The organism is Candidatus Protofrankia datiscae (assembly GCF_000177615.2).
In the GTDB taxonomy this organism is placed as follows: domain Bacteria; phylum Actinomycetota; class Actinomycetes; order Frankiales; family Frankiaceae; genus Protofrankia; species Protofrankia coriariae.
On record NC_015656.1, the window covers coordinates 515,475 to 538,617 of the forward strand.

Consider the following 23,143-nt stretch of genomic DNA (forward strand, 5'->3'; position numbering starts at 1 on the left):
GGTGAATCCGGCGATGGTCTACGGCGTTCAGCGGACGCCGATGACGCGGGTGCTCGCCGGCCGGGGCCGCGCGGTCGCGGTGATGTTCCGGCCCGCCGGGTTCCGCGGGCTGTTGGGGCGGCCCATGCACACGATCACCGAACGAGCGGTCCCGGCGGGGGATGTGCTCGGCCCGCGGGCCGCCCGGCTGGGAGCGGCGATGCCCGTGCTGACGACCCCGCAGGCCGTCGCCGCCCTCACCGACCTGCTGGAGCGCCTGGTACGGGACTTCACCCGCGTCTTCGGCGTTCCGCCGGCGCGCTACGCCCGCCTCACCACGCCCGGCACCGCCTGATCGGGCGGCAGGGGTCCGGAGGCTGCTCGACCAGCTCGACAGCGCACCGCTGAGCGTGCACGACGCCGCCTGGAACCTGATCCTGTGGGACCCACTGTGGGCTGCCCTGTTCGGCGATCCGTCCGCACTGCGCGGCCGCGAGCGGAACATCGCGTGGCACCACTTCGCCGGCCTACCCGGCCGGGTCAGCCACACCCCCGAGCAGGAGGCCCGATTCGAGGCGGCGGTGGTCGCCGATCTCAGGACGGCGACCGCCCGCTACCCCGCCGATACCGGCCTACGCTCCCTGATCAAGGATCTGCGGGGCGTCAGCACCGTCTTCGCCCGCCTGTGGGAAACCGGAATCGTGGGCGTCCACGAGACGGACACCAAGACCATCCACCATCCCGACGTCGGAACACTCACCCTCGACTGCGACGTACTCGTAGCTCCCAGTAGCGATCTACGTATCGTCGCCTACACCGCCGCCCCTGGAAGCGACGCCGCCGATAGGCTAGTAGACTGTCGCCGCTAATGTGTGGGGTATAGGTGGCGGAGTTTGGTGCGGGCGTCATCGGTGGTGAAGTGCCAGTTGACTTGGCGCTGGTTGGCGTTGACGGCTGTCTGCCAGGCGTCGAGTTCGGTGTTCAGGACGTCGAGGGTGTCGATGCGGCGGTCGAGGCATTGGCGGGTCAGGGCGGCGAGTTCGATTTCGGCGATGTTGAGCCAGGAGCCGTGTTTGGGGGTGTGGTGGATCTCGAGTCGTTGCGCGAGTGCGAACGCGACGGCCGGGTCGAAGGCCTCGTAGAGCGAGGAGATGTCGTGGGTGTTGAGGTTGTCCATGACCAGCACGACCCGTTCGGCGTCGGGGTAGTCGAGGGTGAGCAGGCGCCTGACGTGGTGTGCCCAGTCGATCCTGGTGCGCCGTGGGGTGGCCTGGACGCGGCGCCAGCCGGCGAGTGGCTCGACCCAGCAGAAGATCGAGCAGGTTCCGTGGCGCACGTACTCGGAGTCCTCGCGCCGGTCACGCCCTGGCGTGGCGGGGATCGGGTCGCGGGCGTGGGCCAACAGCTGGTAGGGCTTCTCGTCCATGCACACCACGGGCACGCCCGGGTTGTGGGGCCGGGCGTAGACCGCCAGAACGTCTTCCATCCGCGCGGCGAACTGCGCGTTCGCCCTCGGTGGGATGGTCCAGCACTTCCTCAGATGAGGACGCAACCTCGTTTTTTTAAGACCCGGCCGATGGTGGAATGGTCCAGGTCCGGGATGTCGGCGACCAGCGCGACGTGCTTTTCCAACAGCCGCAGCGACCAGCGTGCATAACCAGCCGGTGGCTGCGAGCATGCCAGCGCGATCAGTCTGGCCTCAACCTCGCCGGTCACCGGGGAAGGCACCGGGGGAAGCTCCCGTGCCTTCCGACCGATCGTGGCCCCCACATCCCCACCGGTCTCGGTGAACCGCTTCGCGACCAGCCGCAGCGTCTCACCCGAGACCCCGACCCGGACCACGAGTTCTTCTTGGGAGGCAACCGGGCCGACCGAGGTGTCCAACGCGAGCAGGACCCGCGCCCGCCGGATCATCGACGCCGGATGAACCCCCGTCGAGGTCACCCGAACCAACTCGTCACGATCAGCCTCGGTCAAGGTGACCGGCCACTTCTTCTGCGAACCCACGACACAGTCCTGACCGGCAGAGGGACGGGGAGACCTGCCAGACCCAACCCTCTCACCCAGACACAAGACACACCAGAACTAAGCAGCGACAGTTTACTAGGGCTCCTCAACGTCATCGGCACCCAGGCCATGACCGGAGACAACACTCCGACATAGTGGTCGGCAGCGCCTCGCTCTCGACGCCCACGATCGGCGGCCAGGCACCCCAGAGCCTCCTGTTCGTTGCTCACAGGCCCAAGCCGACTTCTGGCACCCCACAGGGAGTCAATGGTGGACGGCGACCTGATCGCGGCCCCCGCGCTTGGCGGTGTAGAGGGCTTGGTCGGCGCGGTCCAGCAGGTCACGTAGGTCTGTGTCGTGGGGTGCGAGGTGGGCCAGGCCGATGCTGAGTCGGATATCGAGCGGCCCGATCGAGGTGTTGACGGGCCTGTGGGCGACTGCTGCCCTCAGCCGTTCGGCGAGCGCTGTGGCGGTGGACGCCGGTACAGACATCAGCACGGCGAACTCCTCGCCTCCGATCCTGCCGAGGATTTCTTCGCCGCGCAGGGAGGAGCGGATGCGCCGGGCGATCTCGGCCAGGACCTCGTCCCCGACCGAGTGGCCATAAGCGTCGTTCACCCGCTTGAAGTAGTCGATGTCCATCATGGCTGCGCTCAATGGCAGGTCGGTGGCCGCGTGGCTCTTCACCGCGCGTTCAGCCTGTTCGAGGAAATGTCGCCGGTTGGCCAGACCGGTGAGCTGGTCAGTGGCCGCGTGGCGTTGCACCTCTTCGAACAGCTGCGCGTTCTGGTAAGCGATCACTGCCTGGTCGATGACAGTCCGGGCGACCTGGGTCCGCGTCTCGCCGTAGCAGCCGGGCGTCCGGGAGGCGAGCACGACCACCATCTCCACGTCTTTGTGCAGCGGTGCCGGCGCGGCCAGCCAGCTCACGGCCCGATGACCTTCGAGACCTGGCAGAGCGTTCCCGCCATCCTCCGCGGTGACTGCCTCGTGGCGGTCGAAGGCGGCCGCGAGCGGCCACCTGGCTGGAAGGGTGATGTCGGTGCCCACTATGTCTTTGTTGATGTCTCCGTGCGCCGAGGTGATTCGGGTCGCACCCGGCACCCGGGTCAGTACCCAGGCGGCGTCGAAGGGCAGGACGCGCCTGGCCGCTGTCAGCACCCGTCCGAGGATCTCCCGGGTGCTCAGCGTCGCGGTGGCCTGCATCGTGACGTTCCGCCGCGACGAGGGCCTGCAGCCGGGCGGCTTCGGCGACGCCCAGCGATAGTCCGACCTGTTTGGCCAGCACCACCAGGATCCGGGCGTCGTCTTCGTCGAAGAGTCCTTTGGCGATCTGGCTGTCCACGTAGATGACGCCACAGCGGTCGTCGTTGAAGGGAACCGGAGCCGCGAGGATGCTGCGTAGTCCGTACTGCACGGCGCTTTCCGAGCCGAGCGCGGCGCCCTCGTCCGTGCCGGTGACGACCAGCGGCCGGTTCTCGGCGTGGACGCGTTCCACGACTGTCGTGGCGAACCTGGGCAGGCCGCTTCTCGACGCGGCAAGCCCGTCCGGCCCGGAGGCGTCGATATCAGCGAGATCGTTCGTGTCCGCGTTGCCGTCGGCCTGTCCCGCAGCACTGGCCTGCTCGGCGCTGCGGGCCGCGTACGGTCTGAGTGGTCCGGAGCCGTCGTCGCGTTCCGACGGGTCGGGTAGGAGTAGCAGGGCGCGGTCCGCGCCGAGAATTGTGATGATCTCGTCGAGCACGACCGCGGCTACCGCTTTGGGGTCCATCTCCCGCCCCGCGGCCGCGCTGACCTGGAGTACCGCGTCGAGGCGGCGGCGGTCGCGGGTGAAGGTGGGGGCTGGTGAGGTCCCGGTGGGTGCCTGCGACCACTGGTTTCGTTCGGCTAGTTCGAACTCGCGCCGGACAGTGTTTTCCCGGCGTACCCAGCCGGATCGGCCGGCGAGGTCGGCGGCGAGTTCGGCTTCGGTGGTGGCCTGGTCCGGCTGGTTGAGCGCGCGTAGGCACCGGGCCCGTTCCAGCAGGGTGTCGAACCGGATCCGGGGGGCCTCACATTCTCGGGACATCTGTTCGGCCGTGTCCAGCAGGTCGATGGCGGCCTGGTAATGACCGGCGAGCTGGCGGTCGATGGCGTGGAGGACTCGCAGGTCGGCGGCGAACAGGGGGTACTTCGCCGTCCAGCGGGCGTCGTGTAGCGCGCGGCGAGCGACCTTGCGGCGGGCCTCTCGTTCCGGCCCGGGTGGGGTGGCGCGTGCCTGCTCGAGCCGGCCGCGTGCCTTGGCGATCCAGAAGGCGCGGAAGTACTTCGGAGGCCGCAGGAGGTGGAGGTCGAGGGCGTCTCCCGCGGCCACGGCCGCGTCGAAGGCTGGACCGAACTCGCCGTCCTCGACCTCGAGCTCGACGACGTCACGGCAGATCATGTAGCGGCGCAGCTTCTCGGACTCGGGTTCGATGCCGAGGGCGGCGAGCCCCGGATGGGGAACGGGTGGATAGCCCAGTATTCGCGCGAGCATTGCCTGTACCGTCTCGAGATCTCTCACCAGGGACTGGCCGGCGACGCTGGCCGCCATCTCTGTCAGGCAGTCCCACGCCTCGCGAAAGCATCCGCGCAGCACAAGGCTCTGCACGAGTATCGCATAGTTGTTCGCGAAGGACGAGGCATCGACCCACCGGGCATTACGGCGCAGCGTGTCCCGGTAGTCCCGTGCCGTGGCGGTAGTGTCTCGCCCGAGGCATACTCTGGCCACCGATATATACAACGAGACTATGGCCTGATTGGTCTGGTCGCCGGTCTCCACCGCCAGCTCGCGCAGCCATCCGGCGTCGCGCTCCAAGGTCCGGGCACGTCCGTAATCCGCCGCGACAAGGGCGAAATTGGCGTGGCCGCGTGCATATTCCGGGCCCGATCCGAGCCGCAGGCTGGGCCGGACAGCAGACATCATGAAAGCCAGCATGGGTCCGACTCGTCCGGTCATCCATTCACACAGGATGGCGGCCTCATACAGGCAGAGCCGGATTTCCTGCAGTTCCCGTTCCTCGCCCGTCGCCCCGCCGCGACCGGTCCGCGGCCATCGGCACGCCATGCCCGCCACCCACCGGCCGACGCTGACGGCGGCCATCACGGCGGGGTTGGCGGGTATTCCCCGGCCGATCTCAGCCAGCCCCAGGTCGACGTACTGGATCGTGGCAGCGTAGCGGAACTCGCCGAACTCGACCCACGCCCATTCGAGGTAGAGCCGGGCGCGGCGGCGGGGGGCGGACTGGCGGCGCAGTGCGCGGGCGAGGTGTGTGCGGGCGTCCGCGGGTCGGACCGTGCGCACGCAGGCGAGCGCGAATCCTTCCTCGAAGTCCGCGTCGGGTTCGAGACCGACCCGGGTGGCCGCGGTGTCCGCGGCGAGGTAGAAGGTGACCGCTTCGTAGGGAGCGGGCGCGGCGAGCGCCGCCGCGGCGGCGGCCGCGGTCAGCCGGAAGAGATCCGGCGCGGCCACCTCGCCGGCGATGGCGTGGCGGGCCACCGCGTAACGGCGGTCATGTCCCGCCATCTGGTTGGCGCCGGCGGTGCCGTCGGTATCGAGCACCCGGACGATGCATCGGTGCGCCGCCGTCCGTTCCTGCGCGCTCATGGTCGACAGCAGGGCTTCGTGGACGCAGTCGTGCACGAAGGACCAGGTTCCCTCGCCGGTCGGCCCGGCGAGCTGATGTGCCTCGGCTTCGGCGGTGGCAGCCGCGATCTCGGCACCGGTGCCGGCTGTCGCGGCGGCCAGCAGCGCCAGGTCGAAACTCCGGCCGATCACCGCGGCGACGCCGAGCACGGACACCGCGGTCGGGCTGAGCGCGTCCGCCCGGCGCCGGATCAGGTCGAGGACCTCCTCAGGCAGCGGCAGCGAGTCCAGACCAGCGCGGTCGAGCACGAACCGGCCCCAGTCGGGACGGATGAGCCCGGCGTCGATCACCGCTCGCAGATACTCGACGACCGCCAGCGGGTTCCCGGACGACCGCACGGTCACCTCACGCGCGAAAGCGTCGTCGGTTACCTCGCCGAGGTAGTCACCGATCACCTGGGATACCTCGCTCTCGTTCAGCGGACCGAGCGCGATGTCCCAGGTGAGGGCCGGTCCGGCCGCGATGCGCAGAGACGCGTCCCGGGTGGTGTTGATGACCAGCAGCGGGGCCGACGACGCCGCGGCGGTGAGGTCCTCGAGGACCCGTCGATCCGCCGGCCCCAGCCAGTGGGCGTCGTCGACCCAGAGGATCATCCCGTCGGACGCTGTCGCGAGGCGGTCCAGGAAGCCGACCACCGCGGAGCGAAACCGCATCTCGTCCGCGTCCGGTCCGCCACCAACCGGATCCACACCCAGCGCGTCGGCGAGGCGCGGGTGCATACGGGCGAGTAGCGACGCGTCGGACCCGGCGGCCCCGATCAGTGTCGCGAGCAGTTCGTGCCGTTGCTGGTCGGGCACGGACTCCAGCTCGCGGACGTACCCGTCGATCAGGTCGTGCAGCAACGCCAGCGGTGCCGAAGCGTCGGCGGCGCACCTACCGCGCAGAACCACCGGGCCGGTCCCCGGGGTGGCGGTGTCGTGCTCGGCGAGCAGGTCCTCGATCAGAACGGACTTGCCCGCACCGGCCTGCCCGCTGACCGTGACGACACCGCGCTCGCCAGCAAGGCAGCGCGCCCACGCCTCGCCCAGCAGACCGCGCTCGACCCGCCGCCCGATGATCCGACCCGGGGCCTTCGCCGGCGCACGGGCGGCGGCCGCGCCCAGGGGCGCGGTCGGTGTGACGGGTGCGACGGGTGCGACGGGCCGACCCGACGGGTCCGGCGGGAGGGATGCGAGCGCGGCGACGACCGCGCCCGCGGACGGATAGCGGTCATCCGGGTCCTTCGCCAGCAGGCGGGCCGTCAGCGAGGCGAGTGCTTCTGGGACGTCCGTGCGCAGGTCGCTCAGCGGTCGGGGGGCCTCGACGGCGTGCTGGCGGAGCAGTTCGGCGGTGTCGCTGGCCTCGAACGGCGGTGCGCCGGCCAGACCGGTGTAGATCACCGCGCCGAGAGCGTAGAGATCGGCACGCGCGTCGACCGGCCGGTGCAGCATGCCGGTCTGTTCCGGCGCGCTGTAGGTGACCGTGCCGACGGCGGCGTCACCGGGATCTCGCCCGGCCCGGGCCATCAGACCGAAATCGAGCAGCGTCGCCCCGCCATCGGGGCCAATCATGATGTTCGCCGGCTTGACGTCGAGATGAACCAGCCCGCGCCGATGCGCCTCCGACAGCGCCCCCGCCACATCACGAGCGATCCGCACGGTATCGGAGATTCCCAACCGCTCCGCAGCGATCCGCGACTCCAGCACATCGCCGTCGACGACATCCATGATGAGATACGGATAATCCTCGGTCATCCCGGCGGCCCGGACATGGGTGATACTCGGATGGTCTATACACGCCAGCACCGTGGCCTCGCGGGTGAATGCGCGCGCCGTACCCTGATCATGGGCCACTCTGCCGACCGGCACCTTCACCGCGTAGCTGTGACCGGCCCGCTCTGCCCGATATACGACGAAATGGGGTCCGCGACCCAACTCCTCCCTGATGACGACGCCGGGCACCCTGACCTGCGGCACGGGCTCCCTCCCATCGTCGTTCGCCCCGCCCCGCCCCGCCGGGCGCGGGCCTGGACCGACTGGGCATAACTCGGAACCGAGCACATAATCGTCTCTCGGAACCTGCGCAGTCGCATGTCGGGAACTGTCCGAGGAGACCGCCGCCTCGCGCGGAGGCAGGAGGTGGCCGCTCTATGATCGTCCGATGGACGAGATGACGGATCTTCCCGAGCTCGCGAACGGCTGCGTCATGATGTCCCGCGCCCGGAAACTGGCCGCCTGGGTCGGGGCGGGCAGGCCGGTGACTGCCAACGGAACCGGTGCCGCGGCCGCGCCAGACGAGTGAGGAGGCGATCCGCGATACCGACCCGGCGGCCACCTACCCGACCTGCCTCGCCGGCCGCGGCGACGCCCCGGTCGAGGACTGGAATCCTGAGTATCCAGAAGATCCCACCCCCTTCGATCGAGACGACGTCAACCGCCGCCTCGCGGTCTTCGCGGCACCGATGCCGTTGCGCTGACCCGTACGGTGGAACCGTGGGTGACGACGTCGTGACGATCGTGTTCTGCGGTGACACCATGCTGGGCCGCGGGGTGGATCAGATCCTGCCGTGTCCGGGTGATCCCACTCTCCTGGAGGGTTTCGTCCGGGATGCCCGTAGTTACGTCGAGCTGGCGGAGGCGGTGAACGGGCCGATCCCCCACCGGGTCGACGCCGCCTGGCCGTGGGGCGACGCGCTGGCGGCGCTGGACGCGGCCGGGCCCGCCGTCCGGGTGCTGAACCTGGAGACCAGCGTCACCTGGTGCGACGACTTCGCGCCCGGCAAGGCCGTCCACTATCGGATGAACCCGGATAATCTTGGGTGTCTCGCCGCCGGTCGGCCGGATGTCTGTGTGCTGGCGAACAACCATGTGCTGGACTTCGGGCCCCGCGAGCTTGCCGAGACGCTCGATGCGCTGTCCGGCGCGGGGCTGCGCCATGCGGGTGCCGGCCGCGATGCCGACGAGGCCAGACGGCCCGCGATCGTCCCGTGCGGCGCTGGCGAGAGCGACCCTCATGAAAGCCACCGTCGCGGCCGGGTGCTCGTCTTCGCGTGCGGGGTGCCGTCCAGTGGAATACCGCCCGGCTGGGCCGCGACCGACGACCGGGCCGGCATCGACGTCGTCGAGAGACTCACCGACGCCGCAGCCGACGAGCTCGCCGCCCGCGCCCGAGGGATGGCGCGTGCCAGCGATGTCGTCGCCGTGTCGATCCACTGGGGTTCCAACTGGGGCTACGAGGTCGACGACGAGCAGATCGCCTTCGCGCACCGGCTGGTCGACGGCGGTGTGGACATTCTGTTCGGTCACTCGTCGCATCATCCGCGCCCGGTCGAGGTGTACCGGGACCGGCTGATCCTTTATGGCTGCGGCGACTTCATCGATGATTACGAGGGCATCGCCGGCTACGAGCCCTACCGGGACGATCTGCGGCTGGCCTACCTCGTGTCCGTCTCGGCCGACCCGGCCGACACCGGGACGCTCGCCGGCCTGCGGATGGTGCCGCTGCGGTCCCGGCTGATGCGGCTGCGCCGGGCGTGCGTCGCCGACCGCGTCTGGCTGTGCGACATCCTGGACCAGATCAGCCGCGGTTTCGGGGCCCGGTTCGACCTCACCGCGGACGGCCTGCTGGCGCTGCGTCGAGCCTGAACCGGGACACGCGGCCGTCTCGTGCGATGCCACCGAGATACCGGCACCAGTTCGGGCGCCCCATCGGCGGCTTCCAAGCCGTGAAGCACCACCTGTCGCGGCGGGCGACGTCGACCTGTCCTGGCACCTCATCGACTCGGTGATCCCGGATGGCTTCGACCTGGCCGTGCTGCTGCGGCCGGGTAACGCCGGGGCCAACACGGCCGCCGACCACGTCACCGTGGCCGCCGCGGCACTCGCCCAGCTACCGGAACGGCTGCGCCGGGGCCGGTCGGTGCTCATCCGCACCGACAGCGGCGGCGGCACGCATGCGTTCGTGGCGTGGCTGGACCGCCGGCGGCTGGCCTACTCGGTCGGGTTCACCCTGCCCGAGAGCGCCGCCGAGGCGATCGCCAAGGTTCTGCCGTCGTTGAGCGCGAGATAGCTGCCCGGCGGCACCCCGTCCAGCAGTCGTTTCACGATCGTGCTCGCCTCGTCGTCGTCGGCGACGTTCCCCACGGTGCCGAACATCACGAGCACGACCGGCTCGGTGAAGTCCAGGACCTCGGCCGCCGCCGCGAGAATCCGCTCCGGGTCACGGACGTAGGCGGTGGCACCGCCGGTCGTGCTGGTCAGCGGCGTGGGCGTGCGTCAGCACGACCGGTACCACCCCTTGGTTGCACATGGAAGACTGTGATCATCGTCCGCCTCGGTCTGCCGGCTGAGCGCCTCCGTTGGCAAGCCGACCCGTACCGCAGGCGCGCCAGCGCCGAGGAACGGGAGCGGCGCGGCAGCACTTCACGCGCTACCACCCGACTACAAGATCGGCCCGGCGCGTCCGGACGCCCACGATCGTCCTTCGTTCGCGGTCACAGCCCTGACCGCGTCCACTGGAGTTCGCTCTGGTCGGCGGGCGTCCCGGGCTTAGCTGTACGGATGGCTGTACCGCACCGCGATGCTCGGCACCGCACGACCGCACGACCTTGCCCTTACGGGATAACTCCCGCCCCACACGGGACTGGCTTTGAGAGAGGCTCAAGGAAGACGGCTCACCACCTCGCTGGTCCCGGAGGATGCTCAGTCAAGACAAAACTCGTTTCCCTCGATGTCCTGCATCACGATGCAGGAGTCGTGGCCGTCATACAGCAGTCGCACGCGCACCGCGCCGAGCACGGACAGTCGTGCGCATTCAGCTTCGAGCGTGGCGAGGCGCTCTTCACCCACGAGCCCGGAGCCGACCCTCACGTCAAGATGCAGCCGATTCTTGACGACCTTTCCTTCGGGAACGCACTGAAAGAACAGTCGCGGGCCCACGCCCGAGGGATCAATGCAGGCGAACCATGAACCCTGATCCTCAGGAAACCGGGAGCGGTTGAAATCATCCCAGGTGGCGAACCCCTTCGGGGGCGGCGACACAACGTACCCCAACACCTCGCACCAAAAGCGAGCGACGCGCTCAGGTTCTGCGCAGTCAAAGGTGACTTGAAACTGCTTGATCGATGACATAGGCGCACCGTAGCATGGGAGACGTTTGCTCATCTCCCGCATTTTGACGGGAGGATGGTCCCCGGGAGTCGCTGCTGCGTCGTGCGGTCGCACGGGCCGAGCCATGCGTGTGCAACGCGGGTACGGACCCGTTGTTCGCCCGATTGCCAAAATATGCTGGTGAGAAGCCTGAACCTACGCCAACACGATCGGTACCACCCCTTGGTCACGCATGGGCGAGGGGTGGCGACCGCTGGCGGGACTTACGACGCCACGATCACCGTCGTGATCAAAACCCCGACATTGATGGTGGTGTCACGATTCGGCCAACTGGAAATGCCAGATGACCAGCGCCGGCACACCGGCCCTGGCGGCTCGTGCTGCTTCGGGCACTATGTCGTCCAGGCACCACGGCCAAAGCTCCCACGGTCCTACCGCTCCGAACGTGCCTTTCCGGTCGGCCGGCCCCGGCGGTTCGTTGGTCGACGCGGAAGGTTCCTCGCAGCGACGCACGCGCAGTCCCACCGCCAGCGCGGCCCGCAGATAATCCCCGATCAAGTGGCGGTAGGCGCTCAGATGTCCAGGTCGGCCATCAGCATCGCGGACGGAGGGAATCGAGCCCAGTGCCACGGTCTCGGGGTGCATGTCGGAGATCACCAGGTGACCGCCTGGACGCAGGACCCGGGCGAACTCCGCCATGACCGGCTTGAGCGCCCCGATGTGGGTCTGAGGTGCTGCCCATTCTACGGACACGCGATAACTGGACTATATCAGCTTTACGCCGCCTCTGGTATTGATGTCCGACTCGTCAGGTAGAGACGTTCGACGTGTTCCGGGGTGTGGTAGCCGAGGGTGGAGTGGAGTCGCTGCCGGTTGTAGAAGACTTCGATGTACTCGGCGATCGCACTGCGGGCGGCACGACGGGTTAGGTAAATTTCCCGATAGACGAGTTCGTTTTTCAGGGTGCCAAAGAAGGATTCGGCGGCGGAGTTGTCCCAGCACACTCCGGTGGCGCCTACGGAAGGTCGCACGCCGTGTCGTGCCAGCGTGCGATGGTAGGCGTCGGACGTGTATTGCGTACCGCGATCCGAGTGAAAAACCGCGTTCGGTGCAAGGGTGGTGCGGGACGCGGCCATGGTGAATGCGTCGACGACGAGTTCGGTCCGCATGTGACTGGCCATCGACCAGCCGAGAACCTTCCGTGAATAGCAGTCGATGACCGTGGCGAGATACAGCCAGCCTTCGCCGGTACGGACATAGGTGATGTCACCGACGAGCTTGGCCCCGGGGCGGGTGGCGGTGAAGTCGCGGCGGACGTGGTCGGTGGGCACCGGCGCCTGGCCGGGGATCGTGGTGCGGCGGTAGGCCCTGGGCTGGCAGGCCTTCAGCCCTGCTCGGCGCATGATCCGTCGGGCGAGGCGGACCGAGGTGGGCTGGCCCGACGCGGTCAGAGCGGCGGCGATCCGCCGCGCGCCGTAGGTCTGGCGCGAGGCGGCGAACAACGCCCGCACCTGGGTGTCCAGGGTGGTGTGCCGGCGGGTCCGGGACGACACCGGTCGCTGGTACCAGTCGTAGAAACCGGACGTCGACACCACGAGCCACTGGCACATTTTGCGTATCGGGTAGTTGTCCTTCTCCGCGGCGATCAGCTCGAACTTATCGATCACTGATGGCGTTGCGCGAAGAAGGCTGCCGCTTTTTGAGAGGAACTCGCGCTCCATCCGGAGTTCCCGGTTCTCCTTCTCCAGCTCCCGTAGCCGGGCACGCTCGGACATCGACAGCGGTTCTTCTTCGCCTTGGTGGGCCCGACGCCAGGTGGCCACCCAGCTCCCCAGGGTTCCCTCGTTGATACCGAGGTCCTTCGCGATCGCCGATACCGGCCGACCCGAATCGATGACGAGTTTCACTGCCTCGTCCTTGTACTCGGGCGTGAACCGCCTCCGGGACTCAGTCATCAATCTCCTCCGCTCACGGATCAATTATCCCACATAGGGATCACTGTCCGAAGAACGGGGACCACCTCACTTTTTCGACAACTTCCCGGTCGACCGGGAAGTTGTCCTTGCCGCCGAGATAGTAGTCGTACATCCGGGCGGGTGTGGGCCGGTCGGAGCGAATATCCACGTCCGGCCCCCAGCTGCCGTCCGACGCGGGGGTGCCCGATGTAAAGGTCGAATGCGCCATCACTTTGACATCCTACGATATTTCTCGCCATGTGTTTGCCGACTCGACTCGACTCGGCTGGGACTGTCGTGACGGCCCGCCGGCGGTTACTCCTGGTCGCTCTTTCTGGCGACGCCCGCGAACGACCATTCGGTGCGTATGGTGTCCTCGTCCGCGTTACGAGCTGGTCGGTTCGACGTCGTCGCCGCGAGCGTGCTGGGACGGGACGGCCGGCGGGCCGCCGTGGGCAATGCTGACCGGGGGTTCGATGAGGAATGGCTCCACCTGGCGGTCCACGGGGGTGAACCATGGCGCGCCCGACACCGCGTGCGGGGTGAAACGCCAGCGTTTCGGCACCCTGCGGATCCCGACCGGGTAGATGGTCAGCGATCCGTCCGGGCCGATGTGCAGCCGCAGGAGGTTCTTGTAGTCGGCGATCCCCTGCGCGGCGAACAGCTCGTTGGTGTTCAGGCCCGCGAACCGGTCGGCGAGCCAGAGATAGCCGGCGAGCAGTTCGATGGCGGCGAGCCCGCCGAGCACGGTCACCAGCGGCAGCACACCGGCCAGCAGCCAGGTGTCCGGCAACGGGTCGACCACCGCCACCACGGCGGCCAGCAGGGCGACCGCCAGCAGGAGCTGGGCCAGCCCATGCGCGGCTCCGACCGCCAGCCCCCGGGCGGTCCGGCCGCTCTTGGTCAGGGCCACCCCGGCGCCCAGGACACCCAGGCTCAGCGCCAGCCCTGGCACGTTGTCGACCAGGCCGGCGAACAGGTCGCCGGTACCGGCATCGCGCAGCCCGTCGGCGATGGCGTCGAGGCGTCCGGTGGCCTTCGGCCTGCCCGCGCTGGCGGTGGCGCCGATCACCAGCGCCAGCAGCAGGTGGATACCGCCGAGCAGGCCCGCCAGCCCCGGCGCGAACGCCGGCAGGCGGACGATGCCGGCGGCCAGTCGGCGAGAGGTGCGCGCGTCCGGGAAACTCGTCTCGAGCTGGTAGTGCGCCGGCGGGTCGGTCCTGCTCGGCGCCCGCGACGCCGGTGGCGGCAGCGTCAGATGCTGTGGCAGGTGGTGGGTGGCGGACAGATAGGCCCCGCCACCGCCGGCGGTGAACTTCTGCGTGTCACCGTCGACCTGGCGGTAGCGCGCATAGTGGTGCAGGTCACCGGCGAGGGAGACCCGTACCTGCGCACCGGCCTTGCGGATCACGGTGCGTTCGAAGTAGTCGAGGACGGCGAACGCCTCGGCGTTGCCCTCGCCCGTGCTGACCCAGCTCGGTTTCGCCGAGCACAGGATCACCGCGTCGCCAGGCCGCATCTGCTCGGCGACGTCGAGGAAGTACCGGCGCTGCGGGTCGTCGATGTAGGAGTCGAACTGGATGTCGATGCCGAGCAGCCACCACCGGTGCGGCAGTTTCACCGCGAAGTAACTGCGGGTCTGCTCGGTACGCCAGCCGCCGATGGTGGAGCGCTGGCAGAACACCCGCATGAAGGCGGTGAGCCCGTCGTACCAGTCGTGGTTGCCGGGAACGACGAACAGCTTCGGCTGGGCCGACCGGGCCGACTGGGCCGGCTGCTCGTCGGTCCCGGGCGGCGCGGTGGGCGACGCCACGGTGGGCGACGCCACGGTGGGCAGCGCCGCCCGGTAGGGGCCGATCAGTTTGTTCTCGTAGCCGGTGATGCTCGGCGTCGGATAGCACTGGTCGCCGCCCATCACCAGCAGCTGGCCCCGCGGGGTCGGCGAACCGGCCAGCTGAAGGCCTGGCGCGGCAAGCAGCGAGGCCACCGTGTACGTCGAGTCGAAACCGTCGCCGAGGTCGCTGACATAGTCGAACCACAGCTCGTCCTGGTCCGACAGGTCGGTCGCGGGGGCGGCCGGCAGCGCGGCCATCGCCTCCCGCTTGTCGGCGTAGGAGCCGAGCACCTCGCTGATACCGACACGGACGGCAGTGCCGAGCAGCAGGGTGGGTGACAGCCAGCGGGACATCGACGCCCGTACGAAACCGAGCGCCTGCTCGCTGTCGTCGGCGGGCCGAGGCGGGGTACCGGACATCAGGTCCCGCCCTCCTGACCGTCCCGCGGGTCGTCTCCGTCCCACGCGTCCTTCTCGCCCGTGTCCTCCTCGTCGTCCCCGCGTCCGAGGGAACGGCCGTAGACCTCCCAGAGATCGCCGAGGAACAGCCGGCCGAACTTCACCAGGCCCGCCGTGCCACCGGCCGGACCGGACGTCCGGAACGTCGTGAGCTGCCACAGGAAGTCGGGGATGTGGATGGTGACGATGCCGGCGCCGACGATCCGGGCGGTGGATTCACCGGCGGCGTCCACATGGCCGGCGAAAATGCGGGTGTAGAGCGTCGAGGTGTCCCGCCACAGGTCGAATCCGGGATCGTCGTGGACGTCCTTGAACCCGCTGAGCGTCAGCGGGTGCCCGGCCGCGTCGCTGAACGGCAGCCGGTAGAGCATCCGCCGGTGCCCGGGGGTGTCGCCGACGAAGAGGTTGAAGACGCCGTTGCCCACCGGGCGTTTGCCGCCCAGCGCGTCGCAACGGACGTATCCGCTGGCGGTGGCCTCCCGCAGCCGGTCGGTGGCGAAGGCGTCCACGTTCTCGGTGTGGATGGTCAGGCGGAAGGACAGCGCGGTCCCGTCCTCCCTGCCCTGGTCGTATCCGCGTTGGGGATCGGTTTCGTCGAGGGTGAGGAAACCCTTCATCTTCTCGGTGAACCGCAGGCTGGTGGGAGGGGTCATGGCTGTGTCTCCAGGACGGGGCCGGCATCCACGGCATGTTCGGCGAGCCGGTCGGCGAAGGCGGCGATGGTCAGCGACGGGTTCGCCCCGACCGGTCCGGGCAGGGCGGCGCCGTCGGCGACGTACAGGCCGGGGTGGTTGAACACCTCGCCCCATTCGTCGATGACGCCGGTGGTGATGTCGGTGCCCATGGAGGCGCCGCCGAGAGGATGCACGGTGATGACCCGGGACAGCAGGGTCAGCGGATTCCGGTGGTATTTGCCGCCCATTTCCTCGGCCAGGTCCTCCATGAGCCTGTCCAGGCGCTCAAAGTACGGCTGGCTGTCCGCCGGATAGTTCTCGATCTGCAGATAGTCGTCGCGTACCGAAATTTTTCCGGTGGGAATGTCGCGCCCCATGCCCAGCAGGGGCATCGCGCCGGCGGACGCCTCTCCCGGGCCGAGCAGCCGGCCGACCAGCGCGCCGATCTGGCGGGACGGACCGCCGGTGAGACGGGAACGGATCAGCTCGTAGACGGTGCGGACGATCCGGGACGCCTCGTTGTCCAGGTTGGCCGCCTCGACGAGCCATTCGGCGAAACCGGGGTAGCCGGCGTCCTCGATGTAGCAGCCGCGGTCGGCGCCGGGGCCGCCGCGACCGCCGGTGTGGCCGCCGGCATGGCCGCCGTGGCTGTCGACGGCGTCGGGGACGCGGACGGCGGTCGTGATGACCGGGGCGTGCGCGCTGCCCAGGGCCGGGCCGGGCACCCCGCTGACGAAGCCGAGCAGGTCGCCGTTGCCGCTGAAGCGTCGCCCGAGCATCCGGGAGATGCCGGGTAATGCGGCGCGGTTGCGAAGCAGCAGGTAGGTGGTGCCGAGCGTGCCGGCGGCAAGGACGAGACGATCACAGGTGATCGTCCGCTGGGGGAGCGCGGAGGTGGCGACGACATCGCCGGGGGTGTGTACCACGTATCCGACGGTGTACCCGCCGCCGTCCCGTGGGGTGATCGAACGGGCCTCGTGGTGGACGCGCACGTTCGCGCCGTGGTGTACCGCGGCCGAAAGATAGGTGTGGTCCAGGGTGTTCTTGCTGCCGTAGTTGCAGCCGAGGTCGCACTCGCCGCACAGCACACAGGTGATCCGCGGCCGACCGTGGATGTTGCCGTAGGCCGGCTCACCGATGGGCGCCCCCGGTACCGGCGCGTCGCCGCCAACACCGAACGTGACCGCCAACGGCGGCTGCTCGGCGGTATATCCGAGCCGTTCACCGGCCTGCTCCAGCAGCTCGGTCCGGCGGGAGGCCTGATAGCGCGGCTGCCCCTTGGGGAAGCGCTGCACACCTATCGTCTTTTCGACGGCCGCGTAGTGCGGTTCCAGGTCGGCCCGGCTGATCGGCCAGTTCTCGTAGCCCTCGCCGGCGGGCGCGTCGCGGACGAACCACTTCTCGTCCTTGCGGAGCAGGACGTTGGCGTAGATGAGCGAGCCGCCACCCAGCCCGCTGGAGACGACCGCCTCGAAGTCGGCGAAGGACCAGACGTCGAAAAGGCCGTGCCGACCCTGGCTCGGATCCCAGAAGTTCGCCGCGATCTCGGTCGGGGAGCGGGCGAACGACCCCGGTGGATACGCCTTCCCCCGCTCAAGCAGGACAACCCTGTGGCCTGCCTCGGCGAAACGGTAGGCGGTCACCGCCCCACCGAATCCCGAACCGACAACCACGACGTCCGCGTGTTCGTTCCCGCCCACCTGTCCCCCAGGCCCGCCCGCGGCTCGCCGACTGGAAACACCCCACTCACGGGCGTGACGAGTGAACCACGCCCAGCCGCAACCAAAACAGGGCGGGTCGCTGTCCACAGTCCGACACCGGTCCCCGCGACGCGTGGCCTGGCTTCATCAACCCGCTCCTGACCTGCCCTGGGTCCGGGTGCACGCTTCGGACCGCGGCGGTGCTTGTTTCCGGCGTCGGATACCGGTGTGTTCGTGGACGGGTGTCGCCATCGCGCCCGCGAAAAGTTGGGAGCCGGCGTGGGATCAGGCCCGCACCGGATAGCTGGCCGCTCTCGGGTGCTCGTCCGGGCCGGTGATGATGGCCAGGACGGTACTGCCGGGGGTTATCGTGCCGCGGCGGGTCAGCTCGAGCAGGCCGTACATCATCTTCGCGACGTACACCGGCTCCAGGGCGATGCCGTGGCGTCCGGCGAAGTCGTCGATGAACCGCTGGAGATCCGGTGGGCGGCGCGCGAAACCGCCGAAGTGGAAGTCGCACTCGACATGCCAGTTGTCGGTGGCGTGACCGAAAGTGGCGCGCTGGAGGCCGTCGACGACGTCCTGGAGAAAACGGCCGCCTTTGAGCGCGGAGAATCCGATGGCCCGCTGGCCCGGGCGCAGGTTCGCCGCCATACCGGCCAGGGTGCCGCCCGAGCCGCAGCCGCAGGCGACGATGTCGAAGGGTGACTCGACCTCGTCCGGGATCTCGGCCAGGATTTCGGCGCAGCCGCGGACACCGGCCGGATTGCTGCCGCCCTCCGGCAGCGGGAAGAAGTCACCGAAACGCGCCCGCAGGTCGGCGAGCACGTCCGGTTCGTGTTTCCGGCGGTACGTCGACCTGTCCAGGTAGGTCAGCCGCATGCCGTGGGCGACGGCGGCCGACAGCGACCAGTTCAGCGGCAGGTGTTCCTCACCGCGGATCACGCCGATGGTGGTGAAACCGAAAAGCGCCCCGGCGGCGGCCGTCGCCCGGACATGGTTGGAGAACGCCCCGCCGAAGGTCAGGATCGTCGATTTCCCGGACGCCGTGGCGTCCACCAGATTGTATTTCAGCTTGCGCCACTTGTTGCCCGGTAGCACGGGGCTGATGAGGTCGTCACGCTTGAGCAGCACCCGGACCCCGTGCCGAGCGAACCGCTCGTCATCCAGCTCCTCGACCGGCGAGGGAAGCCGCACCACCCCCGGACGCAGGGCTGTTGGTGACAGGGCCTCAGAGCGCAGGGCTTCGAGGCGTGGAATTCGAGAGTGCTCTGCCCCCGGGTCCGAAGCCTCCGGACTCGGAGACTGCATGTTCATGTCGACGCTCCCTGCGAATGTCGTGACCGCCGGGTGGCGTGCAGGGCGGCGGTGATGCCGGCGGTGGACAGGATGACGAGTGAGCCGATCGGAACCCAGTTGCCGAAGCGGTCGTAGAGGGTCTGTCTGGTCGCGAGCGGTATGTCGGCGCGGTAGGCGCCGCGTTCGTGGGTGTCGAGACGGACGAGTTCGCGGCCGGACGCGTCGAAGACGGCGGAGACGCCGGTGAGCGTGGCGTGCACCACCGGGCGTCCCGACTCGACGGCGCGCAGCGCGGCGAGGCTCGCGTGCTGCGCGGGCGCCCAACTGCCCTGGAAGGTCGACGTCGCCGACTGCACGATGATCACTTCCGCGCCCATCCGGGCGAGCCGGCGTCCCAGGTCGGGAAAGGCCGACTCGAAACAGATCAACGTCCCGAAGCGCACGCCCGCCGTTTGCATGACGGTGAGCTGATGGCCCGTCCGGCGGTTCTCCGCGGCCGCGTCGGTCACCGAAGCCAGCCAGTCGAACACTGACCGCAGCGGGATGTACTCGCCGAACGGCACCAGGCGCATCTTGTCGTAGCGGCCGCGCGGTCCGTCCGGGCCGATGAGGACCGCCGTCTTGTAGATCCCGTCACCAGGCGCCTCCGACCGCTCCCGTGGGCCTGGCGAACCAGGTGGACGTGCCCGCTCCGGGCCGCCGCCGTCGCGGGTCGGCCCTTCGGCGGAGCCCGGTGAACCCGTTGAACCCGGTGGGGCCGGTGGGGCCGGTGAACCATGTGCACCCGACAGATCGTCCGGTGCACCGAGGGTTCCGGTTCGGCGGGCGTCGGTGTTGACCAGGATGTCGGCGCCGACCGCGCGGGCCGCCGCCTCGATCCGGGCCAGGTGGGCGGGATCGTCGGCGAGGTCGAAGCCGACGCTGCTCTCACCCCAGACGACCAGGTCGACACCGCTGCCCGCGAGACGCCGGGTGGCGGCTTCGCTCGCGGCGAACCGGGGTTCCACGGCGTGGACGACACCCGGCTGGGCGCCGCCGAGACGCAGCGTCCCGGTTGCCGGGGGAGTGGGCCTCAGTACCGCCGCGCCGCTGACGGCGAGGGTGACGACGCCGACCGCCGCCAGGCCCGCGATGATCCGTCTGCCGGCCGGCGCGCCTGGGATCCCGACCGCGGCCAGTGCCAGCCCGACGGCGGCCAGCACGAAGCTGAGCAGCCACACTCCGCCGAGCGAGGCGAGCGCCAGCACCGGCCGGCTGTTCCACTGGCTTGAGCCAAGCAGTGCCCACGGGCCGCCGAGCCCCTGCCATGATCGGAGAAATTCGCCGGCCACCCAGGCCGACGGCACGACCAGCAGCGCCCACGCGAGCCTGCGGGCTGACGGAGACTCGCGCAGCGCCGCCCACACCGTCACACCCCACAGCGTCCAGGTTGCGCCCAGTATCGCGGTGAGTACGAGCAGGAATGGTCCGGCGTTCGGAGCCAGCCAGTAGCAGGCCACCAGGAAGAATCCGGTGCCGCCCCACCAGGCCCGTACGGCCGCCTCCCGCCTGGTCGACGCGGTGCGGACGACCAGCATGAGCGGTACGAGCCCGACGAAACCGAGTACCCATATCCCTGGTGCCGGGAAGGCGAACGCCGGGATCGCTCCCGCCAGCCCGGCGAGCCCGCGGGCCGGCAGCCGGCGACCGGTTGTCCTGCCCGGGCGCTTCCCGCCGTCCATGTTGCGATGCTGCGACCACTTCGAGCACCCGCGCAAAGCAGCGCAGCAGGTGGGCCGGTTGTGTGGATCAGCTCAGGCGGAGGGCACCAGCCGAGGGGCGAGCTTGTCGAGGACGCCGTTGTACAGCTTGCGGATGCCGATCGGTGCGAAGGTCCGTTCGAAGAATCCACCGATGCCGCTCGCGCCGGCCCAGCTCGTCTCCACCGACACCCGGGTCGTGCCCGAGCTGACCGGCTGCACCGTCCACACGGTCCGCAGGGTGGAGTTCTGGTCGGCTTCGACCAGGGTGCGGTCGGGCTCGGGCGCGGAGACGACCGCCTCGACGGTGCGGACGCGGCTGCGGGTCGCGTGCAGCTTGTAGCGGATCCGGGTGCCGGCGCCGGTGCCGCCCTCCAGCACCTCGTAGTCCGTGATCGTTTCTGGCCAGGTTTCGGCCCGGACGCCCTTGTAGTCGCCGAGCGCTTCGATGACGGCGGTGGGCTCGGCCGTCACGACCCGGGCCACGGTCACCTTGATCTCTGCCATCCGATCTCCATTCATGGTCGTAAACAGCGCGGACAGCTGGCCTCGGTCCTGTCCTGGCTCAGGCCGCCTCCGACGGACGCCGATCGTGCGGACGGCGCCGAGACAGCCACCCGCAACCACCAACATCCATCGGACACGACCTACCCGCGTCCCGCCAGGCACATTCGGCGTTATGGCACCGCGACGTTAAGACATTGCGACGTTAAGACATTGCGACGTTATGGCATCGTGGTGCCAGGACGTCGCGGTGTCAGGGTGTGTCGAGCAACCACAGATCCACACCGTCGACGTGGCGGCCGGGGCCGCCGGCCAACTCGGTCAGCAGTTTCACCAGCTCGTCGCGATGGTCGCTCGGGCCGAGGATGACCGCGTCGAGGTCGAAGCGGTCGAAGGTGGCCCGCAACCCGGGCTGCCGCAGCGCGTCGTCAGCGGTGCTGGCGCCGGTCGCGACCGCGATGAGGGCCGAGTTGAGCGGGTCCGGCTCCGGGTGGAAGCTGGAACGTCCGTTACGATCGGGAACCGTACAGTAGCAACCGGGTATGGCGAATCGGAAGTCCGCCTGAGCCTGCCAGAGCATCGCCACGTTCTGCTGCGGATACGGGTAGGGCACGACGAGCGCGGTCGATCCCCCCGGTAGGGCGTTGCTCACCTGCGAGCCGGTGAAGAACGCGGGGGTGGCCGGCGAGAAGGCGAGCAGGGACGCTGGCACCAGCGGAACCAGGGCGACGACGGACACACCGATGGTGACAGCGCGGAGCCGGGGCGGCCGTGCCTGGTCCAGCCATATGGCGATCATGATGCCGGCCGCGAGCACGACGTAGAGCGACAGCCGGGACGGCAGCGCGTTGTGCAGCACCGGCCCCAGTTCCAGCACGCGCCACGGCAGTGGAATACCCGTGTTGTGCCCGCCGACGTGCAGATGCGGGCCGAGTGAGAGGACCGCGGCGACAACCGCCAACGGCGCGCACAGGGCCACCAGTCGGTTGCGCCGCAACCGCACCGCGATGAACAGCAGCAGAGCCAGCAGGGGCAGGCCGAGATAGCCGCTGACCTCCACCGCGTTGCCGGTGAACGTCAGGCTCTCCCGGACGGCGAAGTCCGGCCCGAACGCCTGCAGGGGCGTGGGTGTGACGAACGTGAGCAGGTCGGAGACGGCGACGTCCGGCGGCTGGATCGAGCCGTGCACCCGTTGCGGGCCGAAGAACTGGGTGGCCAGCGGCCAGGCCAGCGCCGCCGCGGCGACACCGGCGCAGATGGCGAGCCCGCGGATGGCCGCGCCCGCGCGGGCGCGGACCTGGTCGCGGTACTGCAGGCACAGGATGGCGATGGCGACGACGGCGACCACCGCCGAGGTCGCCAGCACCTCCTCGCTGATCAGCGCCTGGGCGGCCACGGCCACCCCGAGCAGGACGCCTGTCCGCCGGATGTTGCGCTGCCGGACGAGCAGGTCGTCCATGAGCAGCAGCAGGATCGGCGGGAAGGGCACGAACGACAGGTGCAGGTGCCCGTAGGAAGCGCCGATCAGGTACGGGCCGAAGCCGTAGAGCAGCCCGGCGACGGCGGCGGGCAGCGCGGCCGTCCAGCGGCGCACCGCCAGGAACATCGCCCAGCCCGACAGCGCCGGCGCCAGCGTCGTGAGCACGTGGAAGGTCACCAGCGGGCCGGCGAGCATCGTGATCGGCGCGGCCAGCACGCCGAGCAGCGGCACGCCGGTGCTCCACATGATGTTGACGCCGTCCGGCGCGTTCAGGAACTGCGTGACAAAGGGGTTCAGCCCGTGCGTGAGCGCGTACGGCGTCCACCCCAGGTACCAGGAGAACAACACGGCGTCACCGCCGCCGTAGACCGTCCCGCCCAGATCGGTCCAGCCGTCGCGGAAGAGCAGCACGGACAACCCGCAGAACGCGACGAGGACGGCCAGCGCGGCCGGCCACCGCCGCGCCCGCGTCGGGCGCGCCCGCGGCGGCAGCGATCCCGGCCCCGGGCCGCGGGGCTCGACATCGCGCGGCCCCGGATCCAGCCCCGGGGTCGGCGTCGAGCCGGCGCCGCCGCGGGCGGCCCGGACGCCGGCGCCGATGTCGGTGGTGGTCACGGGCATCTCCTCGAGTCGATGCGAGCGATCCAGGTGGACGTCCCGTAACGCATCGGACCGGCAGGAGCTTACGTCACTGCTGATACAGCGGATACGGCGGATCTGTTACCGAAAAACGATAACTTGTCTGGCAATGGGATGTTTGA

17 protein-coding genes and 5 pseudogenes are annotated in these 23,143 nt (G+C 69.4%); 6 read left to right on the forward strand and 16 right to left on the reverse strand.

The annotated features are described in order from the left end of the window. Position 1 precedes the first annotated feature (1 nt). Both FSYMDG_RS02175 and FSYMDG_RS02180 read left to right on the forward strand, forming a co-directional pair. Positions 2–334 (forward strand): DUF6597 domain-containing transcriptional factor, encoded by a 333-nt coding sequence (locus FSYMDG_RS02175; RefSeq protein WP_043602786.1) that lies wholly within the window; start codon positions 2–4, stop codon positions 332–334. A 19-nt stretch (positions 335–353) separates the two neighbouring features. After that, positions 354–848 (forward strand): annotated as a pseudogene (locus FSYMDG_RS02180) (transcriptional regulator); the annotation flags it as partial. Here the strand turns inward: FSYMDG_RS02180 and FSYMDG_RS27780 are convergent. The 4 genes from FSYMDG_RS27780 to FSYMDG_RS29375 all read right to left on the reverse strand — a co-directional run bounded on the left by FSYMDG_RS27780 (position 845) and on the right by FSYMDG_RS29375 (position 7,606). After that, positions 845–1,531 carry an IS630 family transposase gene (locus FSYMDG_RS27780; RefSeq protein ID WP_237702726.1) on the reverse strand — a complete coding sequence of 229 codons (687 nt, stop codon included), beginning with the start codon at positions 1,529–1,531 and terminating at the stop codon, positions 845–847. The pseudogene FSYMDG_RS02180 and the gene FSYMDG_RS27780 sit on opposite strands and share 4 nt — an antisense overlap. Then, positions 1,516–1,986 (reverse strand): helix-turn-helix domain-containing protein, encoded by a 471-nt coding sequence (locus FSYMDG_RS27785; RefSeq protein ID WP_043602714.1) that lies wholly within the window; start codon positions 1,984–1,986, stop codon positions 1,516–1,518. The genes FSYMDG_RS27780 and FSYMDG_RS27785 overlap by 16 nt, the downstream gene beginning before the upstream one ends. Positions 1,987–2,250: 264 nt before the next feature. Further along, positions 2,251–2,787 carry a GGDEF domain-containing protein gene (locus FSYMDG_RS27790; RefSeq protein ID WP_237702952.1) on the reverse strand — a complete coding sequence of 179 codons (537 nt, stop codon included), beginning with the start codon at positions 2,785–2,787 and terminating at the stop codon, positions 2,251–2,253. Then, positions 2,729–7,606 carry a protein kinase domain-containing protein gene (locus FSYMDG_RS29375; protein WP_043602789.1) on the reverse strand — a complete coding sequence of 1,626 codons (4,878 nt, stop codon included), beginning with the start codon at positions 7,604–7,606 and terminating at the stop codon, positions 2,729–2,731. Before FSYMDG_RS29375 ends, FSYMDG_RS27790 begins: the two co-directional genes overlap by 59 nt. Before the next feature lie 184 nt (positions 7,607–7,790). Between FSYMDG_RS29375 and FSYMDG_RS25630 the strand changes: the two genes are divergently transcribed. From FSYMDG_RS25630 to FSYMDG_RS02215, 4 genes and pseudogenes are all read left to right on the forward strand, one after another. Further along, complete coding sequence (locus FSYMDG_RS25630; protein WP_157490963.1) at positions 7,791–7,931, forward strand: hypothetical protein; 141 nt, start codon at positions 7,791–7,793, stop codon at positions 7,929–7,931. After that, positions 7,906–8,106 (forward strand): hypothetical protein, encoded by a 201-nt coding sequence (locus FSYMDG_RS02205; RefSeq protein ID WP_043602793.1) that lies wholly within the window; start codon positions 7,906–7,908, stop codon positions 8,104–8,106. Before FSYMDG_RS25630 ends, FSYMDG_RS02205 begins: the two co-directional genes overlap by 26 nt. A gap of 16 nt (positions 8,107–8,122) precedes the next feature. Further along, the gene (locus FSYMDG_RS02210; protein WP_013871990.1) at positions 8,123–9,274 is read left to right on the forward strand and encodes a CapA family protein; all 1,152 of its coding nucleotides are present in this window, start codon (positions 8,123–8,125) and stop codon (positions 9,272–9,274) included. Between the two features lie 151 nt (positions 9,275–9,425). Continuing rightward, a pseudogene (locus tag FSYMDG_RS02215) lies at positions 9,426–9,674 on the forward strand (transposase); the annotation flags it as partial. Between the two features lie 2 nt (positions 9,675–9,676). Here the strand turns inward: FSYMDG_RS02215 and FSYMDG_RS23815 are convergent. The 12 genes and pseudogenes from FSYMDG_RS23815 to FSYMDG_RS02270 all read right to left on the reverse strand — a co-directional run. Continuing rightward, positions 9,677–9,917 (reverse strand): annotated as a pseudogene (locus tag FSYMDG_RS23815) (SAM-dependent methyltransferase); the annotation flags it as partial. A 413-nt stretch (positions 9,918–10,330) separates the two neighbouring features. After that, on the reverse strand, positions 10,331–10,759 hold the full coding sequence (locus FSYMDG_RS02220; RefSeq protein ID WP_013871991.1) for a VOC family protein: 429 nt from the start codon (positions 10,757–10,759) through the stop codon (positions 10,331–10,333). Positions 10,760–11,053: 294 nt separating this feature from the next. Beyond that, positions 11,054–11,464 (reverse strand): annotated as a pseudogene (locus tag FSYMDG_RS02225) (SAM-dependent methyltransferase); the annotation flags it as partial. 50 nt (positions 11,465–11,514) lie between these two features. Beyond that, complete coding sequence (locus FSYMDG_RS02230) at positions 11,515–12,693, reverse strand: IS3 family transposase (protein ID WP_013871992.1); 1,179 nt, start codon at positions 12,691–12,693, stop codon at positions 11,515–11,517. A 67-nt stretch (positions 12,694–12,760) separates the two neighbouring features. Then, positions 12,761–12,922: pseudogene (locus tag FSYMDG_RS02235) on the reverse strand (SAM-dependent methyltransferase); the annotation flags it as partial. Positions 12,923–13,078: 156 nt separating this feature from the next. Further along, positions 13,079–14,947, reverse strand: coding sequence for a hypothetical protein (locus tag FSYMDG_RS02240; protein ID WP_013871993.1), 1,869 nt, complete (start codon positions 14,945–14,947; stop codon positions 13,079–13,081). Beyond that, positions 14,947–15,639 carry a hypothetical protein gene (locus FSYMDG_RS02245; protein WP_013871994.1) on the reverse strand — a complete coding sequence of 231 codons (693 nt, stop codon included), beginning with the start codon at positions 15,637–15,639 and terminating at the stop codon, positions 14,947–14,949. The genes FSYMDG_RS02240 and FSYMDG_RS02245 overlap by 1 nt, the downstream gene beginning before the upstream one ends. After that, positions 15,636–17,360 carry a GMC family oxidoreductase gene (locus FSYMDG_RS02250; RefSeq protein ID WP_013871995.1) on the reverse strand — a complete coding sequence of 575 codons (1,725 nt, stop codon included), beginning with the start codon at positions 17,358–17,360 and terminating at the stop codon, positions 15,636–15,638. The genes FSYMDG_RS02245 and FSYMDG_RS02250 overlap by 4 nt, the downstream gene beginning before the upstream one ends. Before the next feature lie 285 nt (positions 17,361–17,645). Continuing rightward, positions 17,646–18,677, reverse strand: coding sequence for a 1-aminocyclopropane-1-carboxylate deaminase/D-cysteine desulfhydrase (locus FSYMDG_RS02255; protein WP_013871996.1), 1,032 nt, complete (start codon positions 18,675–18,677; stop codon positions 17,646–17,648). Continuing rightward, positions 18,674–20,380, reverse strand: coding sequence for an apolipoprotein N-acyltransferase (gene lnt / locus FSYMDG_RS27805; protein ID WP_013871997.1), 1,707 nt, complete (start codon positions 20,378–20,380; stop codon positions 18,674–18,676). Before lnt ends, FSYMDG_RS02255 begins: the two co-directional genes overlap by 4 nt. Positions 20,381–20,452: 72 nt before the next feature. Then, positions 20,453–20,905, reverse strand: a complete 453-nt coding sequence (locus tag FSYMDG_RS02265) for an SRPBCC family protein (protein ID WP_013871998.1) — start codon at positions 20,903–20,905, stop codon at positions 20,453–20,455. Between the two features lie 250 nt (positions 20,906–21,155). Then, complete coding sequence (locus FSYMDG_RS02270; RefSeq protein ID WP_013871999.1) at positions 21,156–22,997, reverse strand: hypothetical protein; 1,842 nt, start codon at positions 22,995–22,997, stop codon at positions 21,156–21,158. Positions 22,998–23,143 lie beyond the last annotated feature (146 nt).

Excerpts from the sequence above, each read along its gene's own strand:
- FSYMDG_RS25630 (WP_157490963.1), top strand. The coding sequence starts at position 7,791 with ATGGACGAGATGACGGATCTTCCCGAGCTCGCGAACGGCTGCGTCATG.
- FSYMDG_RS02220 (WP_013871991.1), bottom strand. The coding sequence starts at position 10,759 with ATGTCATCGATCAAGCAGTTTCAAGTCACCTTTGACTGCGCAGAACCT.
- FSYMDG_RS02230 (WP_013871992.1), bottom strand. The coding sequence starts at position 12,693 with ATGACTGAGTCCCGGAGGCGGTTCACGCCCGAGTACAAGGACGAGGCA.
- FSYMDG_RS02240 (WP_013871993.1), bottom strand. The coding sequence starts at position 14,947 with ATGTCCGGTACCCCGCCTCGGCCCGCCGACGACAGCGAGCAGGCGCTC.
- FSYMDG_RS02245 (WP_013871994.1), bottom strand. The coding sequence starts at position 15,639 with ATGACCCCTCCCACCAGCCTGCGGTTCACCGAGAAGATGAAGGGTTTC.
- FSYMDG_RS02255 (WP_013871996.1), bottom strand. The coding sequence starts at position 18,677 with ATGAACATGCAGTCTCCGAGTCCGGAGGCTTCGGACCCGGGGGCAGAG.
- lnt (WP_013871997.1), bottom strand. The coding sequence starts at position 20,380 with ATGGACGGCGGGAAGCGCCCGGGCAGGACAACCGGTCGCCGGCTGCCG.
- FSYMDG_RS02265 (WP_013871998.1), bottom strand. The coding sequence starts at position 20,905 with ATGGCAGAGATCAAGGTGACCGTGGCCCGGGTCGTGACGGCCGAGCCC.